Source organism: Marinobacter caseinilyticus (assembly GCF_011074955.1).
GTDB classification, from domain to species: Bacteria; Pseudomonadota; Gammaproteobacteria; order Pseudomonadales; family Oleiphilaceae; genus Marinobacter; species Marinobacter caseinilyticus.
The window spans coordinates 19,853-43,067 of record NZ_WUQJ01000005.1 but is presented as its reverse complement, the minus strand read 5'-3'; the positions used below and the strand labels follow the sequence as shown (position 1 = coordinate 43,067).

General features: G+C 56.6%; 22 protein-coding genes. 12 read left to right on the top strand and 10 right to left on the bottom strand.

Going from position 1 to position 23,215, the window contains the following annotated elements:
- Positions 1-242: 242 nt before the first annotated feature.
- The 3 genes from GRX64_RS01900 to GRX64_RS01890 all read left to right on the top strand — a co-directional run bounded on the left by GRX64_RS01900 (position 243) and on the right by GRX64_RS01890 (position 4,365).
- Positions 243-1,460: a polyhydroxyalkanoate depolymerase gene (locus tag GRX64_RS01900; protein ID WP_166263503.1), complete on the top strand. Its 1,218-nt coding sequence runs from the start codon at positions 243-245 to the stop codon at positions 1,458-1,460.
- Between the two features lie 164 nt (positions 1,461-1,624).
- Positions 1,625-2,368, top strand: a complete 744-nt coding sequence (locus GRX64_RS01895; protein WP_166263502.1) for a 3-oxoacyl-ACP reductase family protein — start codon at positions 1,625-1,627, stop codon at positions 2,366-2,368.
- A gap of 83 nt (positions 2,369-2,451) precedes the next feature.
- A complete protein-coding gene (locus tag GRX64_RS01890) occupies positions 2,452-4,365 on the top strand; it encodes a PHA/PHB synthase family protein (RefSeq protein WP_166263501.1) in 1,914 nt (637 codons plus the stop codon).
- A 91-nt stretch (positions 4,366-4,456) separates the two neighbouring features.
- On the opposite strand, the gene GRX64_RS01885 is transcribed toward GRX64_RS01890, so the two are convergent.
- Positions 4,457-4,882, bottom strand: coding sequence for a VOC family protein (locus GRX64_RS01885; protein ID WP_166263500.1), 426 nt, complete (start codon positions 4,880-4,882; stop codon positions 4,457-4,459).
- A 410-nt stretch (positions 4,883-5,292) separates the two neighbouring features.
- Here GRX64_RS01885 and GRX64_RS01880 point away from each other — a divergent pair, with 410 nt between their 5' ends.
- The 4 genes from GRX64_RS01880 to GRX64_RS01865 all read left to right on the top strand — a co-directional run bounded on the left by GRX64_RS01880 (position 5,293) and on the right by GRX64_RS01865 (position 9,792).
- Entirely contained in the window at positions 5,293-7,206 is a 1,914-nt protein-coding gene (locus tag GRX64_RS01880; RefSeq protein WP_166263499.1) for a hypothetical protein, read from the top strand.
- Between the two features lie 262 nt (positions 7,207-7,468).
- Positions 7,469-8,035, top strand: coding sequence for an elongation factor P-like protein EfpL (efpL, locus tag GRX64_RS01875; RefSeq protein ID WP_166263498.1), 567 nt, complete (start codon positions 7,469-7,471; stop codon positions 8,033-8,035).
- Positions 8,036-8,355: 320 nt separating this feature from the next.
- Complete coding sequence (locus GRX64_RS01870) at positions 8,356-8,991, top strand: DUF1326 domain-containing protein (protein WP_166263497.1); 636 nt, start codon at positions 8,356-8,358, stop codon at positions 8,989-8,991.
- Between the two features lie 18 nt (positions 8,992-9,009).
- Positions 9,010-9,792 carry a DUF2182 domain-containing protein gene (locus tag GRX64_RS01865; protein ID WP_166263496.1) on the top strand — a complete coding sequence of 261 codons (783 nt, stop codon included), beginning with the start codon at positions 9,010-9,012 and terminating at the stop codon, positions 9,790-9,792.
- Between the two features lie 90 nt (positions 9,793-9,882).
- Here GRX64_RS01865 and cfa read toward each other — a convergent pair whose 3' ends face one another.
- The gene (gene cfa / locus GRX64_RS01860; protein WP_166263495.1) at positions 9,883-11,052 is read right to left on the bottom strand and encodes a cyclopropane fatty acyl phospholipid synthase; all 1,170 of its coding nucleotides are present in this window, start codon (positions 11,050-11,052) and stop codon (positions 9,883-9,885) included.
- A 277-nt stretch (positions 11,053-11,329) separates the two neighbouring features.
- On the opposite strand from cfa, the gene GRX64_RS01855 reads away from it, so the two are divergent.
- The 3 genes from GRX64_RS01855 (at position 11,330) to GRX64_RS01845 (ending at position 13,892) form a co-directional block, all read left to right on the top strand.
- Entirely contained in the window at positions 11,330-11,905 is a 576-nt protein-coding gene (locus GRX64_RS01855; RefSeq protein WP_166263494.1) for an NUDIX hydrolase, read from the top strand.
- A gap of 248 nt (positions 11,906-12,153) precedes the next feature.
- Positions 12,154-12,885, top strand: coding sequence for a hypothetical protein (locus GRX64_RS01850; protein WP_166263493.1), 732 nt, complete (start codon positions 12,154-12,156; stop codon positions 12,883-12,885).
- Entirely contained in the window at positions 12,882-13,892 is a 1,011-nt protein-coding gene (locus GRX64_RS01845; protein WP_207308696.1) for a DUF6976 family protein, read from the top strand. The genes GRX64_RS01850 and GRX64_RS01845 overlap by 4 nt, the downstream gene beginning before the upstream one ends.
- A gap of 64 nt (positions 13,893-13,956) precedes the next feature.
- Here the strand turns inward: GRX64_RS01845 and GRX64_RS01840 are convergent, their stop codons facing one another.
- The 8 genes from GRX64_RS01840 to GRX64_RS01805 all read right to left on the bottom strand — a co-directional run bounded on the left by GRX64_RS01840 (position 13,957) and on the right by GRX64_RS01805 (position 21,150).
- Positions 13,957-14,895 carry a 5-oxoprolinase subunit C family protein gene (locus GRX64_RS01840; RefSeq protein ID WP_166263492.1) on the bottom strand — a complete coding sequence of 313 codons (939 nt, stop codon included), beginning with the start codon at positions 14,893-14,895 and terminating at the stop codon, positions 13,957-13,959.
- Positions 14,885-15,577: a 5-oxoprolinase subunit PxpB gene (gene pxpB / locus GRX64_RS01835; RefSeq protein ID WP_207308695.1), complete on the bottom strand. Its 693-nt coding sequence runs from the start codon at positions 15,575-15,577 to the stop codon at positions 14,885-14,887. The genes GRX64_RS01840 and pxpB overlap by 11 nt, the downstream gene beginning before the upstream one ends.
- Positions 15,574-16,308, bottom strand: a complete 735-nt coding sequence (locus GRX64_RS01830) for a 5-oxoprolinase subunit PxpA (RefSeq protein WP_166263491.1) — start codon at positions 16,306-16,308, stop codon at positions 15,574-15,576. The genes pxpB and GRX64_RS01830 overlap by 4 nt, the downstream gene beginning before the upstream one ends.
- Positions 16,309-16,340: 32 nt before the next feature.
- The gene (locus GRX64_RS01825) at positions 16,341-17,648 is read right to left on the bottom strand and encodes a TRAP transporter large permease (RefSeq protein ID WP_166263490.1); all 1,308 of its coding nucleotides are present in this window, start codon (positions 17,646-17,648) and stop codon (positions 16,341-16,343) included.
- On the bottom strand, positions 17,648-18,166 hold the full coding sequence (locus tag GRX64_RS01820) for a TRAP transporter small permease (RefSeq protein WP_166263489.1): 519 nt from the start codon (positions 18,164-18,166) through the stop codon (positions 17,648-17,650). Before GRX64_RS01820 ends, GRX64_RS01825 begins: the two co-directional genes overlap by 1 nt.
- Before the next feature lie 59 nt (positions 18,167-18,225).
- On the bottom strand, positions 18,226-19,200 hold the full coding sequence (locus GRX64_RS01815; RefSeq protein WP_166263488.1) for a TRAP transporter substrate-binding protein: 975 nt from the start codon (positions 19,198-19,200) through the stop codon (positions 18,226-18,228).
- 135 nt (positions 19,201-19,335) lie between these two features.
- The gene (locus GRX64_RS01810) at positions 19,336-20,151 is read right to left on the bottom strand and encodes a putative hydro-lyase (protein WP_166263487.1); all 816 of its coding nucleotides are present in this window, start codon (positions 20,149-20,151) and stop codon (positions 19,336-19,338) included.
- 66 nt (positions 20,152-20,217) lie between these two features.
- Entirely contained in the window at positions 20,218-21,150 is a 933-nt protein-coding gene (locus tag GRX64_RS01805) for a LysR family transcriptional regulator (protein ID WP_166263486.1), read from the bottom strand.
- Positions 21,151-21,443: 293 nt separating this feature from the next.
- On the opposite strand from GRX64_RS01805, the gene GRX64_RS01800 reads away from it, so the two are divergent.
- The gene (locus GRX64_RS01800) at positions 21,444-21,755 is read left to right on the top strand and encodes a hypothetical protein (RefSeq protein WP_235937480.1); all 312 of its coding nucleotides are present in this window, start codon (positions 21,444-21,446) and stop codon (positions 21,753-21,755) included.
- 924 nt (positions 21,756-22,679) lie between these two features.
- Positions 22,680-23,192: a hypothetical protein gene (locus GRX64_RS01795; RefSeq protein WP_166263485.1), complete on the top strand. Its 513-nt coding sequence runs from the start codon at positions 22,680-22,682 to the stop codon at positions 23,190-23,192.
- Positions 23,193-23,215 lie beyond the last annotated feature (23 nt).

The window sequence follows — 23,215 nt, the reverse complement described above, 5'->3', positions numbered from 1 at the left end:
TGCCTCAGAAAGTTACAGCGAGGGATTTTCCAGGACCGCAAAAAGAGTGCCGCCCCGGCACTGTGTCAGACCCCGACTCCGGCTCGGAGGATACGTCTGGGGTCCAGGCCTCGCTGACGAGCCCGCAATGGTTTTTTCTTCAGCTTCAGGATAAGAGTATGCTGAAAATCGGGTAAAGGGATTTATGACAAACCCAGGTAATCACGATTACCTCTCACCCTGAATATGAACAGGACCACACCATGATGTATTTCGCTCATGAAATGAGTCGCGCGGCGCTTAAGCCGGTGCGCATGCTGGCCAGCGCTCAAAGTGCCTTGCTGAGTCATCCCCTTAGCCCAATGTCCCGCATTCCGGGAAGCCGGAGTCTTGCTTCTGCCTACGGTGTCTTCAACGATCTCACCCGGCGTTATCCCAAACCGGCCTTTAACCTCCATTCGACCGTATGTGATGGGGAAACGGTAAAGGTCACCGAGCGCATCGCCAGGCGTAAGCCCTTTGGTCAGCTCAAGCACTTTGAGCGCAACGTTGAGCGCCCGGACGATCCAAAGCTGTTGATTGTCGCCCCGCTGTCCGGCCACTTTGCGTCACTGTTGCGCGGCACGGTAGAGGCCATGCTGCCGGCGCATGACGTGTACATCACCGACTGGCGCGACGCGTGTATGGTGCCGGCGACAGAAGGCAGCTTCAGTCTCGACGATTACATTGATTACGTTATCGATTTTATTGCGCATCTGGGGCCTGATGTCCATGTGCTCGCGGTCTGCCAGCCGGTGGTGCCGGTACTTGCGGCAACTGCGCTGATGGCTGCCGATGATCATCCGGCCGCGCCTCGCTCACTGGCACTGATGAGTGGCCCGATTGACGGCCGTATCGACCCGACTGCGCCCTGCGAGTTGGCCTCCAAACACAAGCTTGCCTGGTTCAGGAAAAACCTGATTCACACGGTACCGGCGCCTTACCCCGGCGTCATGCGACGGGTATACCCTGGGTTTTTGCAGTTGACGGGATTTATCAATATGAATTTTGACCGTCATGTGGATGCCTATCGCGGACTCTTTCGATCAATCCGCGACAACAACGCCGATGAGGTGACGCGACACCGTGACTTTTACGATGAGTACCTTGCGGTGATGGATCTGCCAGAGACTTATTACCTCGATACCATCCAGCGGGTGTTTCAGGAATTTCACCTTGCCCGCGGTTGCTTCAGACACCGTGGTCGTCTGGTCGACCCCGCGGCCATTCACAATACCGCCCTGATGACGATCGAGGGCGAGAAGGACGATATTTCCAGCCCGGGCCAGACCCGCGCCGCCCACGACCTGTGCATCAATGTGCCGAGTTCCAGGCGCTTGCATCATCTCCAGCCGGGTGTCGGTCACTATGGTGTATTCAACGGCCGGCGCTGGCGAGACGAGATAGCGCCACAGCTGCAAAAATTTATTCGATCGGCTTGATACGCTGTGATGCTGAACTTGGTTGTTAGGTCTTCGGGCCTCTGCTAGCGTAAGTAGAGAGTGAACAGTTTTTGTTCAGTGTTGGTGCAGAACGGCCTCGGTCGGAACCGACCTGTTCGCTCTCTGGCGGGGCCATACTTAAAACAAGAATGGAGGTGACAGGAATGGACGATCTTAAAGGTAAAGTGGCCATCGTCACGGGTGGTTCTCGTGGGATAGGGCGGGAAATCGCCCTGCAACTTGCAAGTCGCGGCGCGGATGTGGCGATCAATTATCGCTCTCGTCAGTCCGAGGCTGACAGCACGACCAAGGAAATTGAAGGCTTGGGTGTTCGGGCGTTGTCGATTCAGGCGGATCTGTCCGATATGACCGCCGCCCGCAACCTCATTCGCTCGGTGCATGAGCAATGGGGGCGCATTGACATCCTGATCAATAACGCCGGTATAACGCGCGATAAGACCATGAAAAAGCTCACGGATGACGACTGGAATGAAGTCCTCAACACCAATCTTGGCAGCGTCTATGCGACCTGCTCGGAAGTGTTGGACATCATGATCGCTCAGGAATATGGCCGCATCGTCAATATCACGTCCTTTGTGGGACAGGCAGGTAACTTCGGGCAGGCCAACTACGCAGCCAGCAAAGGCGGCATCATTGCCTTTACCAAAACCTTGGCGCTGGAAGTAGCCAGACACAATATCACTGTGAACGCCATCGCGCCGGGCTTTACAGAAACTGAAATGCTGAGTCAGGTGCCCTCCAACATACGCGAAAAGATCATTGCCCGTGTGCCGATGGGGCGCTTCGGCAAACCCGAGGAAATAGCCCGTGCCGTGGTGTTTATCGCCGCAGAGGGCGATTACATTACCGGCCAGCAGATCAATGTTAATGGCGGTGTGTATATGTAGGGTCGTGCCAATCCTGGCGTTCAGATACATCAACAGCCATCACTCTGAATCCCGGAGTGGTGGCTGAGGGAGGGGTGCCGTTAATGCCGAAAACAACTGTTAAAACTGTCACCGACGACGACTTTGAGCCGAAGGTTATACGAAAATCTTTGGCCAGGGCTGGAGTTCATGGTAGCCGTCTGCTTGCGCGCTCAGTGATTCGTCAGCTGAAGGGTGGCCGCCCGAACCCGGCCAGTATGAAAAGTATTGCCAAACCGTTTGTGCACCTTGCCGGTAAGCTCGTCACGCAGCCGGATACCCTCATTACTGCCGAAATGCGGTTGATGCAGAATGCGGCCATCTTTTCAACGTCCGCGCTGGTCAGCTTGGTGAGCAAAGAGCCCATGCACGTTGCCGATCCCGAACGTGGCGATGCAAGGTTCAGTGATCACGCCTGGCGCGACGTTTGGGCCTTTAATGTCATCCAGCAAGCCTATCTGATGTCAAACCGATGGATCATGGACACCATTGAGGATGTTCGGAATCTGGATGACCAGGACCGGCGTAAAGTACGGTTTTTTACCGGACAGATAACCGATGCGGTTGCGCCCAGTAATTTCATCCTCAGCAATCCTGAGGTCTTGCGCGCAACCATTCGGACGCGTGGGCGGAACCTGCTTCGAGGGTTCGCCAATCTCATGCGTGACCTGGACGAGGCCGATGGTCAGATAGCCTTCCGCATGTCTGACCCGGACGCGTTTGAAGTGGGTGAAAACCTGGCGAATACGCCCGGGGATGTGATTTACCAGAACGACCTGATGCAGCTGATTCAGTACCGGCCAACCACCGAAACCGTGCATCGCCGACCGCTGCTGGTCGTCCCGCCCTGGATCAACAAGTACTACATTCTGGATCTGGGCGAGAAAAAATCGTTTATCCGCTATTGGGTGGAGCAGGGTCATACGGTCTTCGTGATTTCCTGGGTGAATCCCGGGCCAGAGCATGCTGACAAAGGGTTTGAGGACTATATGCTGGAGGGCCCGGTGGAGGCCCTGGATGCCATTGAAAAAGCCACTGGCGAACGTGAAGTGAATGCCGTCGGCTACTGCATTGGCGGAACCCTGCTTGGTTGTACCCTGGCCTGGTTGGCGGCCAAGGGCGACGACAGGATCAAGAGCGCCACCTTCTTCAACAGCCTGTTGGACTTTTCAGACGTCGGTGATCTGTCCGTTTTCATTGACGAGGACATGATCAAAAAGCTCGAAAAGGCGATGAAAAAACAGGGCTACCTTGAAGGTGCCTCGATGGCTTCGGCGTTCAATATGCTGCGTGCCAACAGCCTTATATGGTCATTCTTCAAAAACAACTATTTGCTGGGCCGCGACACGCCACCGTTTGACCTGCTTTACTGGAACTCAGACGCCACTCGCCTGCCCAAGGCCATGCACAGCTTCTACTTACGCAACATGTATCTCAAGAACAAACTGAAAGAGCCCGGCGGGATTGAGCTGGCCGGCGTTCCCATTGACCTGGGGCAGGTTCAGGTGCCGAGTTACTTTGCGTCCGCCATCGAAGATCATATTGCCCCCTGGACGTCCTGCTACCGGGGCTCCCAGAGCCTGGGTGGGCCGGTGCGTTTTGTCTTGGGGGGCTCGGGTCACATTGCTGGCATCATTAACCCGCCCGCCAAGAAGAAATACGGTTATCGGGTGAATCAGGATGTCGGCCTGCCACCGGAGGCCTGGTTGAAAGCGGCTGAAGAGTTTGAAGGCTCCTGGTGGCCGGATTGGCTGGTTTGGGTAGAGCAGTATGCGGGTGGCGAAGTCACAGCACGTCAGCCCGGGGCCGGTGAATTACCCGTGATAGAGCCGGCACCGGGAGCTTATCTGCGCAATGAGCCGGCGCCGCCCACGCCCATCGCACGCAAGCGGAAGCAGTCGGGTGCCAGCCCCTCTGCTGGCGGGCGTAAAAGGGTACAAGGCACACGGAGACCGACGCCCAGGAAGGCGAAGGCCTGATCGTGAGGGCGGTTATACACCAGGGCTTGAGGTGCGTTGCTATACCTGCACATCGTGAAGGAGCCGGGGCTCATTGCCCGGCTTAGTGCCATCACTTGGCAAATAACTGACTCATGTCCTGAAACGCCTTGAACTCGAGTGCATTGCCGCAGGGGTCCATCAGGAACATGGTCGCCTGCTCACCCACTTCGCCCTTGAAGCGAATGCAGGGGGCAATCACGAATGCGACCCCGAAAGACTTCAGGCGTTCGGCCAGCGCCTCCCATTGCGCCCATTCCAACACGATCCCGAAATGCGGCACAGGTACGTCATGCCCGTCGACCGGGTTGGTATGAGCGTGCTCCTGGGACGGCGTCTGGGGCTGTTCATGAATGACAAGCTGGTGGCCATAAAAGTTGAAATCGACCCACTGGGTGCTGGAGCGACCTTCCTCCAGGCCCAACACCTCACGGTAGAACGATCGGGCCGCCTGAAGATCATAAACGGGAATTGCGAGATGAAAGGGTGAGAGGCTCATGGGGTTCTCCTTTTGTTGAAATAAAACACATTCAATAGACCCGTTCAATTGGTCCTTGGTTACTGCGTTCGGTTTTCAAGGTTTCGGGCCGGGGCACAGGTTCTCGCCAGAGGTGTAATACAACAGTCATGTGGGCCGTGGGCGCGGGGGCAACTGATTTTACAAAAATTTTCAGACACGGTATTCGCCGTCGGTTAGGGTGTTACCAGAGGGTGTAACGGAAGCCATCTGCAAGAAAACTTAAGAAGGAGCTTACAGTGCCTGCACGCTTTGTCTCGCCAATTGACCTGGTTCATCCCAACACCCTTCACAATCGAAGAGTCGTCATGTCGCGGTCTCGTGGCCGCTGAACATGACACCTCATTTTTTCCTTATTGAACCCCGACTATTCCCAGCCCAAGGCTTACCTGATGATGTCACATGTATTTCGAACCTCGGCATGCTTGCTGTTTGTTGTGTCAATTCTTACTGGGTGCCTGTTCAGCAATGAACCGGTGGATATCTTTGAAGAAGGTAACCTGACGCCTGACCTTTCAATCAGCGGCCATCAGTATTTGAGCTTGCTGTTGGCCAAGAAATATGAGGCGTTGTCTTCTCAGCTAGCCCCGCATGCCAGCTCAAACAGTGATGGGAGCAGCTTGGAAATGGCATTCGCACTGGAGGCCCTGAGCCGCCCCGAAACATGGCTGACCGGCTATTTTGACGAATGGGTGGAGGCCGTGCCGGGGAATGCGGTCGCCCATCTTGCCAGAGCAAATTATCGGATGCGGCAGGGAATAAGAGCGCGAGGGACCGGTTATATCGGGGACACATCCGACGCACAATTGTCTGAAATGCGTCGCCTGTTCGCATTGAGCTTGAACGATCTTGAGATAGTGAAGTCTCTCAACCACGACAGCGCATACCCTTATGCCGTTGAACTGGAGATCGCCATGAGGCTGGGCAATCCTGATGCACTAACCAGACTATACGCACAGGGCCTCAAACGTGATCCTAATATGGTGTGGCTTCACAGCAGCTATTTGGGAGCCCTTGCCCCCAAATGGGGTGGCAGTGAAGAACAGCAAAAGCAGTTTCTTGAAATCCTGAGAGCGCAATACGCGTCCGCCCCGTGGCTCAAGTCGGCGGAAGTGACCTGGATGATTGCTAATATTAATGCTCAGCCGGGTCAGCCCTGCGACAAAATCGATGACTACCGGCGAGTCTATGAATTCTACCCCGATAGCACGAGCGGCTATTATCTTGGCAAAGCCTTCAGTTGCAGTCGCCAGTTTGAGAAGGCGTTGCCGTATCTTCAGGCGTCGGTTCAGAACTGGCCGTACAATGCCCGTGCCTGGCGGATTATAGGTGCCATCCAGCATCGATTGGGAAAGCATGAGGCGGCGATTGTCTCCACGCGTCGGTCTGCCTTGGTGGACCCAACTGATGATTTTGCGTTCTTTCAATTAGGTGAAATCTCGCTCTATTTGCAAAGGTACGACAAGGCAGTTAACGCTTTTCAGCAAGCTGAAACTCTGAGCGCTGGTCTGTTCCGGAATAAACAATATGTCGAGCTGGCAGAAAAATTCGTAGACGATCCAATGGCGACTCATGAACTCGTCATACTTAAAACGTCATCGGGCCCGTTAGTCTCAAAAACCTACTATTCAGATGGCCGTAAGGAAGGACGGGCCATCATTTTCGAAGATAACAGACAAAAAGAATTTCATTTTTATGAAAACGATGTCTATCAAAAGATGCAGCGTCTTAATAGTGAAGGCAATATCGTTACCCAAATGGGAATCCGGAACGATGTCGGCGACGGGCCCTTTCAGGAATATTCCAGTAACGGCAATGTTATCTCTAGCGGTGAGCTGAATCTTGGAAAAGCGAATGGAGAAATAAAACTGTTCTCTGAGAATGGACGCCCCATACTCAGCAATTTCTATCGTAACAATGAACAGGTAGAGCCAACCAAATTTTGGGTGCCGTTTACGCGACATAATGGGTTGAGACTGATTGTAATACCCACTACGGGGCTTTCCCGGATTGGCTCTCCGCTTGATGAGAACCATCAATTCGATTTTGATAGTGGCCGCCCAATCTTTCTCTACGTTGCATTCGATAACCCACAGGTAACAGACCTGAATGTGGTGATTCAGTTGCGCGATGCCTCCGGGCGGGTCAGTTTTCAATATCAGCCCCAGTTTCCACAAAATGCTGGGTTCAATCCCGGTTATGTTTATTACGCGCCCGACATCAACAAAGACTCCCCGGGGGCATGGACCGCCCGTGTCATTGTCAATGGCGATAAAGCGGATGAGATACAACTGACTGTGAACTAGTACCTGGTGGAAGGGGTACTTAAGTGAACGCTTGAATTCGTATCGAATTGGCCCCGCGGAGCCTGCCATCGGCTAAAACCTGTGCATGGACCACGAGGAATCCGGTGTCGGGCAAGGGTCGTTCGTCGTGGTCAAAGCGAGCGAGCATTTTGCAGGAAAAGAGTGTCGTTCCAGGCGCTCTGAAGGTTGCTGTCGCATACTGCTTGTGGTCATGGTATATCAGCAGCTTTGTTGTCCCACCTTTCGTTTGGAATCAGAGAAAATGCCAAAAGCCAGTGAAATAAAAAAGAATTCCGCCGTTGAATATGGCGGCAGGGTTTACTTCGTCAGAGACATCGAACGGTCTGTTCCGCAAGGTCGGGCCGGTGGCAGCCTGTATCGGATGCGACTTTACGATGTGGTAACGAACAACAAGATTGACGAGACGTTTAAAGACTCGGATATGTTGAATCTGGCGGATTTAACCCGTCGCCCTGCAACGTTCTCGTACGCCGATGGTGATGAGTACGTCTTCATGGACAGCGAAGACTACACACAATACAGCCTGAACAGGGAGGCTATCGCTGATGAGCTGTTGTTTATCAGCGAGGATACGCAAGGGCTGACCGTGATTCTGGTGAGCGACGTGCCGGTGTCTCTGGGTTTACCGCCAACCGTGGACCTTGAGATCATGGAAACCGATCCGTCAATCAAGGGTGGTTCGGCAACCGCCAGAACAAAGCCCGCCACCCTGTCGACCGGGCTGGTGATTCAGGTGCCCGAACATATCTCTACCGGTGACAGAATCAAAGTAAACGTGGATGAGCGACGTTTCCTGGGGCGTGCGTAGCCAGCACAACGGACCCGATTCTGTTCATCGGGTGAGCATTGACGGGTCCGGGAACCAAACGCCCGGGCCAGCCCGCGCCATGGCCATTCAGGTCAGCACAATGAATCCGGTATACGTCCCCCATGTGACATAGCGCTAACCTGCCTGCCTCTGGTTGCTCGACGATCATTTCAATCCGTCTTTTGCCATAAATCCAGCAAGAATATTGATCCGGTTTTGTGTCTTAAAAAGTCTAATACCCTGCCACGAAGGCATAGCCGGTCCTATGAGACGGGTTTAACCTTATATAGACGTCTACATTAGGGAGAGGAGTAGCGGCGATGAACAAAGTGGATTGGCGAATTAAGGGACTGGAATTTGTTAATTGCAACTGTGATTACGGATGCCCGTGTCAGTTCGGTGGCCGACCCAGCCGAGGCCACTGTGAGGCCTTCGCGGCGATACGGGTAGAGGATGGGCATTTCGGTGACACACCTCTGAATGATTTGGCTTTCGCCATGACTTTGAAATGGCCGGGGGCCATCCATGAGGGCAATGGTCAGGGCCAGGCGTTTATTGACGAACGGGCGGACGCCGCGCAGCGGGATGCCATCATGGCGATTTTGTCGGGTGACACGTCGGAACCCGGGGCGACGTTTTTTAACGTCTTTGCGGGTACTCTGAGCAAAATGCACGATCCGATCTTCTGTCCAATTGATATTTCCTGTGATGTTGAGGCGAGGCACGCCAGCGTGAAGGTGGGCAACCTGATTGATGCCATCGGGGAGCCCATTCTCAATCCTGTCACTGGCGAAGAGATCCGGGCTCGTATCGACTTGCCGGATGGCTTTGAATTCGACGTTGCGGAAGTGGGCAAGGGCAATACCAAAGCGCATGCAGGCATACCGCTGGAACTGATTGGCAGTCACAGCCATCTGGTGCATATGGATATCGGACCGAGCGGCGTCTATCGCTAAGTTGGCAGGAGCAAAGGGATGCGTGGCGGTCACAGTCCGTTCGCTCACCTGACCACCCGGGATGGCTTGGCACCGCTGATTGCCTTGGTGGCCGTCATGCTGCTGTGCTGGTGGTATCTGGCCGGATTAGCGGCAGAAATGGGCGCGATGGCGCCGGGCGAGATGATGGCGTTCAAACCCTGGACGCCGACGTATTTTGCACTGATGCTGGCCATGTGGAGCATCATGATGATCGCCATGATGCTTCCGAGTGCGGCGCCCATGATCCTGCTCTACCGCCAGGTCGCACGAAAGAATCATCTGATTCGGGGCGCACTTGGCACGGCTTTGTTTGCCGGCGGCTACCTCACTGTTTGGGCCGTGTTCAGCCTGGTCGCCACGACGCTGCAGTGGCGGCTGGAACTATGGGCGGTGCTCAGCCCGGCGATGCGTAGCCAGAACGTCCTGTTCAGTGGGCTGGTACTCATCGCGGCCGGTATCTACCAATGGTCACCCTGGAAGCAAGCCTGCCTGACTCATTGTCGGGGGCCCCTGTTCTTTATCACTCGGCATTGGCAGCCGGGTCTGGCGGGTGCCTTTGAGATGGGCATTGTCCACGGTGCCTACTGTGTTGGTTGCTGCGGTGCGCTGATGGCGCTGCTTTTTGTCGGTGGGGTGATGGACCTGAGTGTGATCGCCGCCATTGCCGTGATTGTGTTACTGGAGAAAACAATACCGGGCGGAGAGTGGCTGGCCAAAGGCTTGGGTGTCGTCGCCATTGGCGTGGGGCTGGGCATTATTATGTCTGGTCAGGTTTTATAGTGGCGCTCATGGTTGCCCTGGGAACGGCCATGACTCTGTGTCGCCAACAACCATTCGCAGCAGGTCTCTGCGCGTTGGTAATGTGGGCGCCTAAGGCCGCACGTACCCGCCACGCACACCGGTCTGGGAGAGTACCCACTGCCAGAGTTGCAGATCCCGGGCGCGAAAGGCCCCGGCACAGGACAGCAGGTAATACCGCCACATCCGATAGAAACGATCGCCCAGCCTGTCACTGAAGATCGGCCAAGCGGCGTGAAAGTTGGCGTACCAGGCCATCAGCGTCTTGTCATAGTCAGCCCCGAAATTTTCCAGGTCCTCTGCCACAAATAAGCCTTCACAGGCATCACCGATCTGACGAAGTGACGGTAAGTCGCCATTGGGGAATATGTACTTGTCGGTCCACCGGTCAGGGATGGTGTGGGTCTTGTTTTTACCAATGGTGTGAAGCAGGCATAATCCGTCCCTGGTGAGGCAGCGAGCCACAACCTGCATGAATGCGCGGTGGTTCTTGCGGCCCACGTGTTCGAACATCCCGATGCTGGCGATCCGGTCGAACGAACCCCGAAGCGCTCGGTAGTCTTGTAATCTGACTTCAACAGGCATTCCGGCGTAGCGAGCCCGGGCCCAGTCGGCCTGCGCCTGGGACACTGTCACACCGACGCATTCGACACCGTAATGTTCTGCGGCATACCCCATAAAGCAACCCCAGCCGCAGCCAATGTCGAGCACGCGCATACCCGGTTGCAGGCCAAGCTTGCGACAGATCAGCTCCAGTTTTGCGTCCTGAGCCTGGTCCAGGGTGCCCGCCTGCTTCCAGTAGCCACAACTGTACGCCATGCGGGGGCCCAGCATGGCCTGGTAAAAATCATTGCCCAGGTCATAGTGCGCCCGCGCCACCTGCCATACTCGGCGGCCTCGCTGCAGATTGCGCAGGGTTGCGCTGAGAACCAAGAGCAGATGGTTGCGGGACTTGAAGTGCTGGTCCAACTGGCAACTTAACAGTCGGCAGAAGAATTCATCCAACTGGTCGCACTCCCAATCACCATCCATATAGGCTTCGCCGAGCCCAAGGTTGCCATGCGCCAAGACTCTCTCGATCACGCCCGGGGCAATAAGCCGGATGTCCCAAGAGCGTTTGCCACCGATCTGAATATCGGCCGATGCGAGCAGTTCGGTGATGGTTCGGAGATTGTCTGAGCCACGTAAGGTGGGGACTGGCGAGGGTTGGACACGATTATGGATTCCACGAATTCCGCTCATAATGATTGCTCCGTTCCGTCGAGCATAGCTTATTTTTTGCACAGTGGGATGGTGTTCGTCAAATGCGATGTGACAGGTGCCATAGCCTGTTGCCAATACCATTCAGACCAGGCCAATCCTTCCAGGCCCTTCAGGAGGCCTTCACGAGATCCCGACATCGACGCTTTGCCGTTACCGTAAGGATGCTATTCTGATTCGGGTGTTCAGCCCTTGGGTGATGATCCGCTGGCCAGGCAACATTGAGAAGAAAAATGATGATGAGTAACAGGGGTGTGTCTTGAGCAGGACTTGGGCCGCGGCATTACGCCCGCGAAAGTTGCCTTTTCGGCGTCGAGTTACCCGTGCCTCGGTGGCGCTGATTTATCGTCGTCCCCCGGGTTTGCCCCCGGAACTGCTGTTTATCCAGCGCGCCCACTGTGAGGGTGACCCCTGGTCCGGTGATATGGCGTTCCCGGGTGGCCGATTGCAGGCGGACGATACCGGTTCCCGTGCCGCCGCGCTGCGAGAAACGCTGGAGGAAACCGGTCTGGATCTGTCTCACCATGGCCACTACCGGGCTCGGCTCTCGGATCTGTTAACCCGTCATCACAGTCGCTGGCGGCTCATGGTGGTGACGCCTTATGTGTTTGAGTGGCGGGGGCCGGATACCCCGACCCTCAACCATGAGGTACAACAGACCGTGTGGATCCCTCTGGACTATCTTGCCGCTGGGGAGAACCAGTCGGTACGCCTGTGGCAAACCCTTTTGGGTAAGCTTCGCATGCCGTGTTGTTGCTATCAGGGGTGCTGTATCTGGGGCTTGAGTTACAGCATGATGCGGGAAATGCTGGCACGGAACCTGGCGGAGGCTTAGCCCATTCTGTCTCAACAATCCAACGTCGCCGATCCAGACCCCGGGTGGCGCGTGGCGCCAAGCCCCTGAACGATCCCACCAGTTTGCCGGTATTCAGATCGTCTCAACGCAGGGCTTGTGAGCCGGTGAATGACTGCATCTTATTGAGCAATACCTAAGTCGCAGGAAATTCCGCCATTGGCGTTGTTCCGCTGCCCTGGGCCGGGTGACAGAGTAGATGAACTATCACTGTTTTTGCCGGGGGCGTTATGAGAGACACGGAAATGTGTCGGCAACTGTTGGGTTTAAAGAAGCCGTGGGACGTGAGTCGGGTTCAGGTGGACACCCAAAGCAGAGAGCTGCATGCGTACCTTGGCACGGGTAAAAAGTGGTTTGGCCGGAAGGCAATTGAACGACCGGAGTGTCGTTGGCGCCATGCCAATATTGGTGAATATAAAGCGTTCATCCATGCCTCACTGCCTGAACCGTCTGACGGCCCCGACGACAATACCCAGTTGGCGTTCCTCGGCAGTGTCGAGAGTGATTTTACCCATGGGCTGGCCCAGCGCGTGATCGAGTGCCTGCGGGCCGGACTTGGGTATCGTCAGGTGTGCAGCTTGCTTGAGATTGATGTCCATCTGGCCTGGCAGATTCGCCACGCCGTTACCCACGGTCAGCTGACCGGTGAAGACCATGGCACGCTGTTTAAGCTTGAGACTGACGATGAGGTAAATCCGGCGGCTCAGGCTATCCCGCCCACGGGAGATCCGGCCTGGTTCAGGCTGCTGGAGTCGGAGCGGCCTATTGATGTGGGACTGCTTGGCCTCAAGTTATTGCTTGCCCGATCCCGCCAGGAATTTCCCAGACTCACAACGCACGATGCCAAGATCATCCGGGTGAATGCCATTCGCCGCTTCTTCATCAAGCACGAATCGCAACTGAGTCATGAAATTGAACAGCTGAATGATTTCCGGCAACACGAACAGGTGCAGGTATCGTGAGCGGGGTGCAGGTACGGCAGGGCAGTGATTGCGGCGGGCTGATGTCGGTGGCTCAGGCATCGGAATTGATTCTTGCGGGCCTCAACCTCGCCATTGGCGGCGCGCAATCCCTATTGCTGTCTCTGCCCAAAGGCCGATGGATCGGTGGCACGACGCCCTATTTCATGGCGTCGGAAGGGGGTGTGTGCAGTCAGGATAAGGTATTTGTCCAGTGTCTTGGCGATGGGCCTGCCAACGTCATTAACTACGATTCTGATCGCTTGGCACAGGTGCTGGAAGACGCACCCGAGGAGGGCTATTCGATCATTATTTTGCCGGCCGGCAGTCACATTCTGGAAGAGTATGCGCGCCACGCGCCCAATCTGCCGGATATGTATATTAAACCCATCGCCGGCTGGGTGGCGGGGGTTCATGTGAGTGACATTGGCAAAGCCGACGCCGCCGTGGTGGACGGCACAACCGGCTCCCTGTTTCATGACCGCGCGGTGGTGTTGCACGTCCCCCTTGCCGACAATGAAACCGTGACGGTGCATACGGTGAATGTGTTTGAAGCTGGTGATGGCCCCGGTGTTCAGTTTCCGGAGACCGGGTTTTCCGCCGGCGCCTGTCTCATCGACGGCGAACCCGGCAATCTCGCCCAAGCGATGCGGAATCTGAGAATCGATCACCGATTGCCACTGGTGGCGGATTATTGCGGCGCGCTGTTAAACGTAAGCATTCAGGCCGTCGATGAAGCCACGGAAACCGTCAGCTTTTTTGCTCCGATCTTTGAAGACGTGACCTATCATTTTGCAAAACCGATGAGCAACTACCCGGAGCAGTTCATCGCCGCGATGGGGGAGGAGAAGGGCACCGTCCTGTTTGGCTGCAACTGCATCCTGAATTATTTGTATTCAGAGCTTGAAGGTCGGAAGACGGCGGGTCTTACCGGTCCGATCACCTTCGGTGAGGTGGCCTACCAGCTGTTGAATCAAACCGCCGTCTACCTGATTCTCGAGCAAACCTGATGCCGGTGTTCGCGCGCCGATGCCAGAGGGCGCGGTTTAAACCCGCGCTGGCTGTGATGATGCATCAGGCCGCAAGCAGCGTCGCGGTTTTCAGACGGTGCTGGAATATCATCCGCAGGGCTTCCGCTTCGCCGACGTCCATGGCGTAGAAACTGACAGAGGCCCCGGGGCCGCGCTGGGCCAGTTGGCCCGCGCCCAGGGCGCTGAGGCTGCCGATCTTGGGGTAGCCGCCGATGGTTTGGCGGTCCTTCATTAACACGATCGGCTGACCGTCGGCCGGTATCTGGATGGCGCCGTACGCGATACCTTCGGAGATGATGCCATCCAATTCGGAATGGACGGCGTCGCCCGTGAGGCGATAGCCCATCCGGTCAATGTTTTGGCTCACTTCATAAGCACTGCTGAAAAACCTGGCCCGTGCAATCGGGGTAAAGTGCGGGTATTGGTACCCAGGAATCACGCCCAGTCGCAAGGATTGTCGGTAGTCCGGAATGTCTTCCGGTGGCACGGCTGCGGCTATCTCATCGGTTCCCGGGTTAAACGGCAGCTTGTCGCCTTTGGCCAGTTTTTTGCCCTGGCCGTCGAACCCGCCCAGACCTTCCCGGCTGACCGTGGCGCAACTGCCCAGCTTGAATGTCGGCTGAAATCCGCCGGCAACCGCAAGGTAGGCCCGCAAACCCGCGACCGGGGTGTTGAAGTCGATTCGGTCACCGCGCCGGATACGGTGGGTTCGCCATGGGGGCGCCTGCCGGTCATTAATACGGGCCCCCAGGTCTGCCCCGGTGATGGCGATGCAGGTGTCCGCATGGGCAAGCAGGCTGAGCTTGCCGAAGGTGATTTCCAGCTGGGGTGCATCCAGGGCGTTGTCCAGCAGGCGGTTGGCCCACAAGAATGCGTGTTCGTCCATCGGACCGCCGGTGGTGACACCGATATGCTGGTACCCCACGCGGCCAGTATCCTGCAGCAACGCCAGCATGCCAGGGTTCAGAACCTCAAAGCTCATCGAAGGTGCCTCCCAGATCAATGTATTCCTGCCGATCGATTGACCGGAAACGAACCCGGTCACCCACTTGCATCAACGCCAGTGATTCGCTGTTCCAGTCGATCATCTTGCTCGGCGTGCGGCCGACAATTTGCCAGCCGCCGGGAGTGGAGCTGGGGTAGATCGCGGTTTGGGTACCGGCGATACCCACACTGCCGGTGGGCACTTTCAGCCGGGGCGTCGATTTGCGAGGCACCGCGATGCGATCGTCGGTGCTGCCCAGATAGGCAAAGCCGGGGCTGAAACCGATGGCATAAACGCGGTATTCACAACCGGTGTGCAGATTGACAACGTCCTCCATGGGCAGCCCGGATGCCTGGCAGACGTCGTCGAGGTCCAGGCCAACTTCCGGGGCGTAGTAGACCGGGAGTTCGATGGTGCGAGCCGTGCCCGGCTGCTCGCTCTCCGCCACCGGCTCACCAAGCGCTTGCCTGAGGCGCGAGGCCATGGCGAACCGATCGGTTTTGGTGAGGTCGAAACACACCATCACCGAGGTGTAGGAGGGCACCAAATCCAGCACCACGTCCGCCATCGACCGGCGAATGCTGACCACTGCCTGTTTGACCTTTTCGGCGATGGCTTCGTGAATCTCGTCGCCCAGGTAAACGATGCAGGTATTCTCGTTGATCGCCTCGATTTTCATAATGAGTCAACAACGTCCCGCATGTGTCGGGCGGCATCGGCGGCGTGATGGCTGTCGCCATGAATGCAGATGGTATCAGCCTTGATCGGAATCGTCTTGCCGGTGATTGAGGTCACGCAGCCTTCCCGGATGATCTGGGTGACCTGTTGTTCAATCGCCTCGCGGGTCTGATGCACGGCACCCGGCTGGGATCGGCTCACCAGACGGCCTTCATCGCTGTAGGCGCGATCGGAGAAGGCCTCAAACGAGATCTCAAGACCAAATTCGTCCGCCAGGGTAAGAATCCGCTCGGATTCCGGCGTCGCCATGACCACCAATGGGCAATGGGGGGCATACGCCCGCACCGCAGACATCACCGCCCTGAGCGTGGGCTCGTCGATCATCATCCGGTTGTAAAGCGCGCCATGGGGCTTGACGTATTCGATCGCGGCTCCGTGAGAACGACAAATACCGTCCAGGGCGGCCATCTGATACACCAGAATGGGCTTGAGCTCTGCCGGATCAAGCTCCATGTGCCGACGGCCAAAACCAATCAGATCGGGATAGCCCGGGTGCGCGCCGATGCTGACACCTTCTGCCAGCGCCAGTTTGACCGTGTCGTCCATGGTCAGCGGGTCGGACGCGTGGAAGCCGCAAGCAATGTTGGCCATGTCGACGTAGGGCATGACGTCAGCGTCCATGCCCTTGGTCCAGGCGCCAAAGCTCTCGCCCATATCGCAATTAAGTTTCATTTCAGACCTCCAGAATGACTCGGCTGGGGCAGTCAGCTGCCCCTCATGGTTTGTGGGAGATAGGTCACGATCTCCGGGAACCAGCCAATTAAAAACAGAGCCGCCATGATGATGAGGAAGAACGGCAAGGCCGCCCGGGCGACGTACAGGATGTCCTTGCCGGTCAGCGCCTGAATGACAAACAGGTTGAACCCGACCGGCGGCGTGATTTGCGCCATCTCAACCACCAGCACGATGTAGATGCCGAACCAGAGCAGATCGATGCCCGCCTGCTGAACCATGGGCAGGACAACGGCCACCGTCAGCACGACCACGGAAATACCGTCCAGGAAGCAACCCAGAATCACAAACAGCGCCGTCAGGTACAGCAGCAGCTCAAATGACGACAGGGTCATGCCGCCGATCCACTCAGCGAGGCCGCGCGGAATGCCGAGGAAACCCATCGCCAGGGTCAGAAAATGGGCCCCCACCAGAATCAGTCCAATCATGCAGGAACTCTTGACCGCCCCAAGCAGACTTTCATTGAAACTCTGAAGACTCAGCGAGCCGGTGGCGGCAGCCAGCAACAGTGCGCCAAATACGCCGAGAGCGGCCGCTTCGGTCGGTGTGGTCAGGCCGCCATAGATCGAGCCGAGCACAAAAATAATCAGGCCAACAATGGGCAGCAGCATGCGCAGGGCTTTGATTTTTTCCGAAAACCCGATTCGCTTATGCTCATTCCTTGGCAGCTCGTTCTTGTTCAGCAGTGCCCAGATCATGGTATAGCCCATGAACAGGACGATGAGCATCAGGCCGGGAAGTGCCCCGGCAATGAACAGTCGGCCAATGGAAACTTCTGCGGCAACGCCGTACACGATCAGGATGATGGACGGAGGAATCAGCAACCCCAGGGTGCCGGACCCGGCCAACGTGCCAATGGCCATGCGGTCGCTGTAACCCTGGGCTTTCAGTTCCGGCAAAGTCATGCGGCCAATCGTGGCGGCGGTAGCGGCTGAGGAGCCTGACACCGCGGCAAAAATACCACAGCTCAGGATGTTGACGTGCAGCAGTTTGCCCGGCAACCCACTCAGCCAGGGTGACAACCCTTTGAACAGGTCTTCGGACAGCTTGGTGCGGAACAACACCTCGCCCATCCAGATAAACATGGGCAGGGCCGTCAGGGACCAGCCGGTGCTGGCACCCCAGCTCGACGTTGCGAAGAGCAAGCCGATCTGATCGTTGCCCGAGAGCAGCAAGCCGAGCACGCCAATGCCAACCAGGGTCAGCGAGACCCAGACACCTAGCGCCAGCATGGCGAGCATGGCGACGGCGAGCACGATGGAGAGTACGGTCATGTCCATCACACTTCCTCCAGGTTGAGTTCATTTTCATGGCTCTGATAGGAGGGGGTGCGCTTGCGCAGCACCGCGATCAGATCGTCGAGGATGGCAATGTTGAACGCCAGCATGCCGAGGCCGACCGGTATCTGCGGAATCCAGATGGGGATAGGAATATAGCCGTGGGAGACCTCTTCAAAGATGTAGGATTCATAGACCATGTGCCAGCAGTAGAATGTCATGTAGCTGGCAAGGCCCAGACCAAGCAGCAGCACGGCCAGTTCCTGAACAAATCGAGCCTTGGCAGACCAGTTCTGAATCACCAGGGTGACTCGGATGTGCCCGCCTTCACGGAAGGTGTAAGCAAGCCCGAAAAACGTCGAGGCGGCCAGCGCATATCCGGAGACATTCTCCGCCGAGGGCACAATAAAGCCGAACAGGCGACCGACAATCTGTACCAGGATAATCACCATAATCAGGGCGATGCAGAAGCCAGCAGCGTAACCGGAGGCCAGATAGAACTTATCTCGAAAAGAGGTCATAACAACGACTCCGTCAGGGAGACCCCAGCAACGTCAGGGGCCTCCTGTCAAATGATCTCTTAGCGATCGGCGCGGTATGTGGACAGAATGGTGCCCACTTCGCTGGGTGCTTCCGCTTCCCATTCCTTGATCATGATGTCGCCGATTTTTTCCAGCTCGGCCATCAGCTCCGGTGTAGGCTCGGAAACCTTAATGCCATTCTCGGCCAGCGTTGCGGTGTCTTCTGCCGCGGTTTTGCGCACGCCTTCCCAGCCCCGGGCTTCAGCGGCGGCAGCGGCATCGAGAATGACCTGTTGCATGTCATCGTCCAGACGCAGGAACGCGCGCTTGTTCACCACAACGACGTTTTTCGGAATCCAGGCCTTGATGTCGGTGTAGTACGACAGATAGTCCCAGGCCTGACCGTTGGCGCCGGTTGAGGGCGACGTGATCATGGCGTCGATGATGCCGGTGCTGAATGCCTGGGGAATCTCGGGAACCTGAACCGTGGTCGGTGTGGTGCTCATCAGGTCCGCAAGGCGTGACGTGGAGGGGCTGTAGGCGCGCATCTTCAGGCCTTCCAGATCTTTTAACGTTTGCACGGGAATCTTGGTGTACAGACTCTGTGCGGGCCAGGGCACGGCGTAGAGCAGCTTCATGCCTTCTTTGTCGAGCTGCTTGTCAATCTCGGGTCGGGCAGCGTGCCACAGTTTTTCGGCATCCTCGAAGTTGGTCGCAAGGAACGGAATGTTGTCGTGCTTGAACACCGGATGGGTGTTGCCCATGATGCCAATGAATATTTCGCCCAACTGCACCTGCCCGGTGCGCACGGCGCGGGGGATTTCCGGGTGTTTTACCAGCGACGCGCCGGAGTGCACGGTAACGTCAATCTCACCGTCGGTTCCGGTACGAATCGCGTCGGCAAATTCATACGCAATTTTCGTCGGCAGGTTGGCGTCGCCATAAGGCGTCGGCATGTGCCATTTATCCGCAAAGGCGGACGAAGTGAAGAGGGCGCCAAGCATGACGGCAGTGGTTGTGAGTTTATGGATCATGGTTCTCTCCTTGCTGTTCACTGTTTTAGGTTATGGGTCTGCGATGAGCGTAGGTCGCAGCCAAGGCTTCCTGGCCGGTAATTTCCTGATGGTGGTGTTCCTCAGTATGGCAGTGCTTTGGTCAGTTCGCGTTGGTCAGAGCACGGCCAGTTCCTCGTTCAGTCGTTCGGTCAGCAACATCTTTCCCGGTACGTGGGTGATGGCAATGGGGGGGCGAGCGTGTTCCAAGGCGATCTGGGGGGTGACACCGCAGGCCCAGAACAGAGGGACTTCATCGTCGCGAATAGTTATGGCATCGCCGAAGTCTGGGCGGGCGAGGTCCCGGATGCCAATCTGGGCCGGGTTGCCAAGGTGCACGGGCGCGCCGTGGGCCTTGGGCAGCCGAGTGGTTACCTGCACTGCCCGAATCGCGTCGGCGCCACTAAAGGGCCGCATGGACACTACCATGTCGCCGCTGAAGCGGCCGGCCGGCACGGTGGCAATCGATGAGCGATACATCGATACATTGCACCCGGCCTCGATGTTCCGAATCGACAGACCCGCCCGAATCAGCGCATCTTCAAAAGAGAATGAGCAGCCCAGCACGAAGGTCACGAAATCGTCTTGCCACAGGTCGCGGATGTCGTAGGCGGTTTCTTCCCGCTGGCCCCCACGAAATACCTGGTACTCCGGCACGTCGGTGCGGATATCAATATCCAGACCCAGTTCCGGCAACGCCGGGTCACCCGGCTGTGAGATCGCAATGAGAGGACAGGCGACCGGGTTGCGTTGACAGTACATCAGAAAATCGGCGGCCCAGTCGGCAGGTAGAATGACCACGTTGCCCTGCACCAGGCTCTGCGCCAGGCCACTGGTTGCACCGGTGTGCTCATTGTTGCGAATGAGGGTGCGCAGCGACGCTGTCTGTTGGAGTAGATTCGTCTTGAAAGCGGAGTAGGTGTGCAGCGGCATGTCGGAAACCCCTCATTGACATTGTTATGTAGCTTTACGACAGATTAGGCCACTGAGCGAAAATATCTAATTATGATTTTTTGTGCTGAGTGATAACTTTTTGTGATGATCAGGCGAGGAATACTCCTGGGCCACCGAGACAGCGAGATTGCCGGCCAGCTCGGCAACGGGGTTGAACGGCGCGTTGGGGTAGGACGCAGTAAAGACGAGCTCAGAGGGTGTCCAGGTTGTCTCAAGCTGGACCAGGCTGCCATTGTCCAGTTCATCGGAGACGACACTGAATGGCAGCGTGGAGACGCCAATGCCGTCCAGCGTCAACCGATGGCAGGCGGCCAGCGAACTGGAGGAATAAAACCGGACTGAAAAGTCGTCGAGTTGTTTGAATTTCTGACTGATTTCCGCAAATGGCTTGGTGTTCCTGGCATAGGTAATGATCGGATGCTCGGCCAGATCTTCAAGCTGCAGCGCCCGATTGGGCAAGTTCAGTGATGGGCTGGCGACCCAGGTCAGGGGAAAGCTGCACAGCTCCCGGTTGGCGATTCGGGGCTCTGAGACGGGCCCCATCAAAAAGGCCAGGTCCAGGGACCGGTCCAGCAATCCGGCACTGAGGTTAACCGATACATCGACGGTAATTTCAACGTCCAGATTGGGCATCATGGTGTGCAGTGCACGGAAAAAATCCGGCAGCCAGGAGTGAACAATGGTTTCCGAGACACCCAGCCTGAGCATGCCCGACAACAGCGCAACCTTGTCTGCCCGCATGCGAAGCTGCTGGGACATCAGAATTATTTTTTCAGCGTAAGGCAGCAATTCCTGGCCCTTGGTGGTCAGGGTGGTCGGACCGGAGTCGCGTTCAAACAGCTTGACGCCGAGCTCTTCCTCCAGGGCAGCAATTCGATTGGAAATGGCGGGCTGGGTGGTGCATTGGCGCTCTGCAGCCTTTCGAAAGCTTTTAAGAGTGGCAACCCAGACAAAGGTTTCCAAACGGTTAAAGTTCATGAGTGCTCTACTTTTGGGTTCGGCCGTTGGTCTGCCAGACATGACACAGTGGCTGATGGAATTACCAAAAGCATAGCTTATCGTTGCCCGGTACGCCTGGCAGGGCTGGGTTGAGTTAACATCCCGGATGGCTGCCACCGTAACGCATGGAGTGAACGTGCGTGCCGCTTCAGACAGGAGGTTCGCCCCGTCCTGGCATCACGGCTAATCTGTGTATAATCCGGAATGGTCGACCGCAGTAGAAATTTGAACATCGCCTGGCGGTGTTCGCTCAATCAAAAAGGGAACGCATTTTGAAGATCACCGTTGTTTTGATCGCCGCCCTCGCCACAACCCTTCTGACCGGGTGCGAAACTTCCAGCTACATGGGTCAGGCCGCCACGGACGGCACCGGGGTAACCTGCCCGAAAATCTATCAGGCTTACCGTGCCTACAACGCTGACCGGCAATCGGCTCAGGCATTAACTGAGCTCAGCCAGTTGGTCAGCCCCACTGCCGGTTCATTGGCGCAAAGGGGCGTGAACTCAGCGGCCAGTTACGCTGACCAGATCCAGGCCAGCGTGAACATCGCGCTGGCCGTAAGAGGCTGCCAGCCGGTTGGCTAGGCGATGGCCCGAATGCCCGGCGTATGGACCCGGAGCTGACCTCGATCTGATGCCTGTGCTGCAGATCCTAAAATCCGGCGCTGGCGGCAATTACCTCTGTCATGGTCGGCCGCCAATGCCCTTACCCTGAGCGATGCTTCGAGTTTGCTGGCTTCGTAGCCGCCGGCGTGTCGATACACTCGTGACCCGTCGGTGGCTTCAGGCGTTGCCAGGTTAATACCCAGGCGACCCTCAACAATATTCTTCCGTGTAACGCCTGTGCATCCTGCATGAGTGGAATGCAGTCGGACCGTCCCGGCGGACAGATAGCGCACTCGTAAGCCCAAAAAGGCGGCGGCAGCCGCTGCACCGTGGACAACCTACGGTCCAAATCGACGCGCAGTGGTGACCGCCCTTGCAGGTTCGAGTTGTCCGAGATGTTCATTTGCAGCATTAAATTACGTTAAGGTTAAGCGCAGGCACCTGATTGTCTGGTTTCGAAAATGATTGCCTGGCAGGGACACCGCAGGGGCTACTTTTACGCCCGAATCTGATGGCAGTATGGCGTGTTGCCCACGAAAATCCCCCCCGACAGCGCCCCTAAACCTGACTGTTTTTTGCGCAAATCAGAGGGTTGCTTGTTTTTGGTCAATGGCAAAAAGACGCCGGCACCAACCCTCCGGCAGGAGAGACTACAAAGAACACCGTTGTCGGTTGTCAGATTCGCAGCGTCAATCAATCGGCTGCAGCCTGATTGGTCAGCACATTACAAATGCTGCTCGCCGACGACTCTCGCCGTTGTCCTGTCCTATCCTTAAGGGTAGCCGTTATACGGCAGTTCTCGGGGCCGGTTAACGCTCGGCGCAGGGAGCGTTCAATAGTCAGCGGCGTTCATACGGGTGGGGCGCTGTTGAGTTATAGGTGCGTTAATAAGGAGGCAACATCATGAAATGGAAGCATTCTCTTGCAGTTCTCTGTTTGGCTTTGTCATCGACACTTGTTTTGGCCGACCCACAGGCAGGTGATCGCCTTTTCTCACTGACAGGCTCGGGTGCGAGCGATACGGATTTCGACTCCAATACAGCCAGTATCAGCTTTGATTTAGGCCAATTCTATAGTGCCAGCACCGCCTTGGGCTTGCGCCAAAGCGCCGGCTTTTCCGATTCCACCGGTAACTCAAGCTGGTCGGGTGCGACTCGGGTATTCGCGGATTATCATTTTGATTTGGGCCAGTGGCAGCCCTTCGTTGGCGGCAATATTGGTGGCATTTACGGGGATGATGTTGACGAAACGTTCTTCGCCGGACCGGAAGGTGGGGTGAAATATTACGTCAAACCGAAGACTTATGTCACTTTCCAGACGGAGTATCAGATTTTCTTTGATAACGCCGATGAAGCCGAGAGCAACTTTGACGATGGTGCCTGGGCATACAGTGCCGGCATCGGCTTTAACTTCTGACTCGCCAAACGTTGATCATTGGG